This is a genomic window from Rhodopila sp. (assembly GCF_035548235.1).
In the GTDB taxonomy this organism is placed as follows: Bacteria; Pseudomonadota; Alphaproteobacteria; order Acetobacterales; family Acetobacteraceae; genus Rhodopila.
In genome coordinates, this window is record NZ_DASZTJ010000114.1 from 1 (window position 1) to 4408 (window position 4408).

The 4408-nt window shown below is 68.1% G+C and carries 4 protein-coding genes; 1 reads left to right on the plus strand and 3 read right to left on the minus strand.

What is annotated here, in order from left to right; translation table 11 throughout:
• From VHB27_RS09965 to wrbA, 3 genes are all read right to left on the minus strand, one after another.
• Positions 1-922: PhoH family protein (locus VHB27_RS09965; protein WP_325599826.1), on the minus strand; the 922-nt coding region annotated here is incomplete at its 3' end.
• Between the two features lie 5 nt (positions 923-927).
• On the minus strand, positions 928-2310 hold the full coding sequence (gene miaB / locus VHB27_RS09970) for a tRNA (N6-isopentenyl adenosine(37)-C2)-methylthiotransferase MiaB (RefSeq protein ID WP_325599820.1): 1383 nt from the start codon (positions 2308-2310) through the stop codon (positions 928-930).
• A gap of 285 nt (positions 2311-2595) precedes the next feature.
• Complete coding sequence (gene wrbA / locus VHB27_RS09975; RefSeq protein WP_325599822.1) at positions 2596-3195, minus strand: NAD(P)H:quinone oxidoreductase; 600 nt, start codon at positions 3193-3195, stop codon at positions 2596-2598.
• Positions 3196-3279: 84 nt separating this feature from the next.
• On the opposite strand from wrbA, the gene VHB27_RS09980 reads away from it, so the two are divergent.
• Positions 3280-4203: a LysR family transcriptional regulator gene (locus tag VHB27_RS09980; RefSeq protein ID WP_325599824.1), complete on the plus strand. Its 924-nt coding sequence runs from the start codon at positions 3280-3282 to the stop codon at positions 4201-4203.
• The last annotated feature ends 205 nt before the right edge of the window (positions 4204-4408 follow it).

A 4408-nucleotide genomic window follows, 5' to 3' on the forward strand; every position in this document is an offset into this window, starting at 1 on the left:
GCGCCTCGAACCGGGTGACGGCGATGCCCTGCACGCCTTCCAGGGTCTCCAGCGCGTCGCGCAGTCCCGACCGTATGCCGGCCGGCAGGTCGACCTGGCTCAGGTCGCCGGTGACGACCATCCGCGTCCCCTCGCCCATGCGCGTGAGGAACATCTTCATCTGCATCGGCGTGGTGTTCTGCGCCTCGTCCAGGATGGCATAGCAATGCGACAGGGTGCGGCCGCGCATGAACGCCAGGGGGGCGACCTCGATCTCGCCGTTGGTCATGCGGCGTATCACCTGGTCGGCGCCCATCATGTCGTGCAGCGCGTCGTAGAGCGGCCGCAGGTAGGGGTCGATCTTCTCCTTCAGGTCGCCGGGCAGGAAGCCCAGGCGTTCGCCCGCTTCGACGGCGGGTCGGGTCAGCACGATACGGTCGACCTTACCGGCCTGCAGCATGGCGACGGCCTGCGCGACGGCCAGGTAGGTCTTGCCGGTGCCGGCCGGACCGACGCCGAACACCATTTCGTGATCGGTCAGCGCCTCCATATACGCCGCCTGGCCCGAGGAGCGGGCGGCGACGGCGCCGCGGCGGGTGCGGATCGCCGGCAGGTCGGACAGCGGCAGGCGCGGATCGGTTTCCGTGTCCGCCATCCGGATCGCCGTTTCGATTTCCGCCCGTCCCACGACCTCACCCCTTTCCAGCCGGCGCCACAGGCCTTGCAGCACGCCCTGCACCACCTCCACCCGGGACGCGTCGCCCGCGATCGCCACACGGTTCCCCCGACACGACAACCGGACCCCCAACGCCTGCTCGATCCGCACCAGGTGCCGGTCGTGATCCCCCAGAAGCAGGGGCAACAGGCTGTTGTTGTTGAACTGGAGGGTGATGGCCTTCTCGCCAGAACGAGCCGAAGCGCCGGATGTCTGGTTGGGGGCGATGTAGGTCAAGCTATCTGTCTCTCCTGGACAAGGGTTCCCGCGAGTGAGTTTGGATGAGACGCAACGATTCGCACGATCGATTCGGTACCAACAAGGTTTGCACCGCCCGATACGTGTACTGGTTGAAGATATGGTGACCGTCCGACGATTTGTCCCGGGTGGCGGCCCGGTCCGGTGAACAGCACAGGCATGTCCAGCCCGACGCAGCCGGCGCCGAAGCGGGCCTGCTGTTCGCGCAGCAGCGCTTGCAGTGCTTGCAGGCGGCTGTCCTTGACGTCCTCGGCCACCTGCATCGGCGCCCCGGCGGCGGGCGTGCCCGGCCGCGGCGAATACTTGAAGCTGTATGCCTGGGCGAAGCCGACATCGCGCACCAGCGCCATGGTCGCTTCGTGATCCGCGTCGGTCTCGCCCGGATGGCCGACGATGAAGTCGGACGACAGCGCCAGGTCCGGCCTGGCGGCGCGGAGCCGGTCGATGATGCGGCGGTAGTCGTCGGCGGTGTGCTTGCGGTTCATCGCCGCCAGGACGCGGTCCGATCCCGACTGCACCGGCAGGTGCAGGAACGGCATCAGGCTGGGGATGTCGCGATGCGCGGCGACCAGGTCGTCGTCCATGTCGCGGGGATGGGAGGTCGCGTAGCGCAGCCGGGTCAGCCCGGGGATCTCCGCCAGTTCCCGCAGCAGCCGGCCGAGGCCCCAGGTCGCTGCGCCGGGTGCCTCCCCGTGCCAGGCATTCACGTTCTGGCCAAGCAACGTGATCTCCCGCGAGCCTTGCGCCACCAGGTGGCGGGCTTCCCGCAGGATCGCACCGGCGGGGCGGGACGCCTCGGCACCGCGGGTATAGGGCACGACGCAGAAGCTGCAGAACTTGTCGCAGCCTTCCTGGATCGTCAGGAACGCCGTCGGTCCCTGCGGCGTGGCGCTGTCGGGCAGGTGGTCGAACTTCTCCTCCGGCGGGAAGTCCGTTTCGATCACGGCCCCCGCCGCTCGGCTGGCCTGGGCGACCATCTCCGGCAGGCGATGATAGGTCTGCGGGCCCAGCACGATATCGACATAGGGCGCGCGGGCCAGGATCTCCGCCCCCTCGGCCTGCGCGACGCAGCCGGCGACGGCCAGGATCATGCGGTTGCCGGTCGCCTCTTTCAGCCTGCGCAGCCGGCCGAGTTCGGAGAACACCTTCTCCGCCGCCTTGTCGCGGATATGGCAGGTGTTGAGGATGACCATGTCGGCGCCATCCGGCTCCGCCGCCGGCGCGTAGCCCAGGGGCGCCAGGACGTCGGCCATGCGGCCGCTGTCATAGACGTTCATCTGGCAACCCCAGGTGATCACGTGCAGGCGCTTGCGGGCGGCTGCCTCACCGATTGGCGCTGGGGTCTGGACGGCGTTCATGAAGACGAATGCTCCGCTTTGCCATGCCGGGAGGGTCCGGCGTGGGAAGCGGGAGGAATGATCGGCGCGAACGGCGCGGTCAAGTTCGGCGATCGTGGCGGGCGCGATAGCGCGTGGTCGTCTCCTTGTCTGGAGACGATTTGGCGGTATCGCGCCGCGCCGTGTCAAGAGGGTGTCCGGCCCCCCGCCGGCCTGCTGCCGGTCATCCGCGCTTCATCGCCGGAGAGCGGACGGGCGGCCACGACGAACCGGCAAGCCCGCCGCCGCCGATCAGGCAGCCACCCCCTACCCGGCCAGCTTCGCCGCGACCTCCGCGACCCGCCGGCCCTGGTAGCGGGCGCCGTTCAGCTCCCGCTCCGTCGGCTGCCGCGCGCCGTCGCTGCCGGCGATCGTGGTGGCGCCATAGGGGGCGCCGCCGGTGATCTCCTCCAGCGTGCCTTGCGCCTGGTAGCCGTAGTCCATCCCGATCACGACCAGCCCGAAATGCAGCAGGTTGGTGATGATGGAGAACAGCGTCATCTCCTGGCCGCCATGCTGCGTCGCCGTCGAGGTGAACGCCGCGCCGACCTTGCCGTTCAGCGCGCCCTTGGCCCACAGCCCGCCGGCCTGGTCCAGGAACGCCGCCATCTGCGAGGCCATCCGCCCAAACCGGGTTGGGGTGCCGACGACGATCGCGTCGTAGTTCGCAAGCTCGGCGACCTGCGCCACCGGCGCGGCCTGGTCGAGCTTGAAATGGGCCGCCTTGGCCACCGCCTCGGGCACGGTTTCCGGCACCCGCTTGACGTCCACCTGCGCGCCTGCCGCCCGTGCGCCTTCGGCCACGGCGTTGGCCATCTGCTCCAGGTGGCCATAGGTCGAATAATAGAGAACCAGTACCTTGGGCATGTCGATCTCCTTCGGGCCTTACAGATATGGACGGCCGGAAGCTTAAGAAATAGAAACAATAGAAACACACCATTTCGGAATCTTATGGCCAGGCTCCCGGACATGGAAGCGATGGCGATCTTCGCCACCGTCGTCGAAACCCGCGGCATCACCGCCGCCGCGAAGGCGCTGTCGCTGTCGCCGCCGACCATCTCCAAGGCCCTCGCACGGCTGGAGCGGCGGCTGGGCACGCCGCTGTTCCACCGCACGTCCCGCCGCCTGACCCTGACCGACGCGGGCGGCGAACTGGCGGCCCGGGCGGGGCGGCTGCTGGCGGAGGCCGAGGCGGCGGAGGCGGCGCTGCTGGAACAGGCGTCGTCCCCGCGCGGCCGCGTGCGGCTGACCGCCCCGATGTCGTTCGGGGTGCGGGCGGTCGCGCCCCTGCTGCCGGCGTTCATGGCGCGATATCCGGACATCTCGATCGACCTGTCGCTGACCGATGCGATGGTCGATCTCGTGGCCGAGGGCTTCGACTTGGCGCTGCGGATCGCCGACCTGCCGGACTCCTCCCTGCGGGCGCGGCGGTTGAGGCCGATCCGGCGCGTGGCGGTCGCCGCCCCCGCCTATCTGGACCGCCATGGACGCCCCGAACACCCGTCCGAACTCATGGCCCATGCCTGTTTCGGCTACGCCTATCTGCAGACCAGGGGGGCGTGGACCTTCCTCAACGACGAAGGCGAAGAGGTGTCGGTCCGCCCCGAAGGCCCGCTTCGGGTCAACAACGGGGAGGCGGCGATGCCGGCGCTGCTGGCGGGGTTGGGCATCACCGACGCCCCCGAGTTCCTGCTGGACGACCTGCTGGAGAGCGGGCGGCTGGAACAGGTCCTGCCGCGCTGGCGCCGGCCTGAAGCCAGCCTGTTCCTGCTGCTTCCCCCCGGCAAACTGCAGCCCGCTCGGATCCGAGCGGTGGCGGATTACCTGACGTCGATGCTGGTGAAACGGCCGTCGGGGCCGCCGCCAATGGCGTGATGCCCGCCGCGGCGATCACGAAAAGTGGAGCGTACATTATCAGATCGGAACTGATTAGCTAATGGAACATAATAGCGATATAATCGGTATTAAACTGGTATTTTGTCCATATTATATTCTATTCGATATGGAATGGGAGGATTACAGGAACATTGGTCCTATCCAAGGCTTAGGCAATCCGATACCGGAACTGTTTTCAGACCGT

What these genes read in the sequence shown, in the direction of transcription:
- VHB27_RS09980 (WP_325599824.1), top strand. Translation starts at nt 3,280, where the DNA reads ATGGCCAGGCTCCCGGACATGGAAGCGATGGCGATCTTCGCCACCGTC.
- wrbA (WP_325599822.1), bottom strand. Translation starts at nt 3,195, where the DNA reads ATGCCCAAGGTACTGGTTCTCTATTATTCGACCTATGGCCACCTGGAG.
- miaB (WP_325599820.1), bottom strand. Translation starts at nt 2,310, where the DNA reads ATGAACGCCGTCCAGACCCCAGCGCCAATCGGTGAGGCAGCCGCCCGC.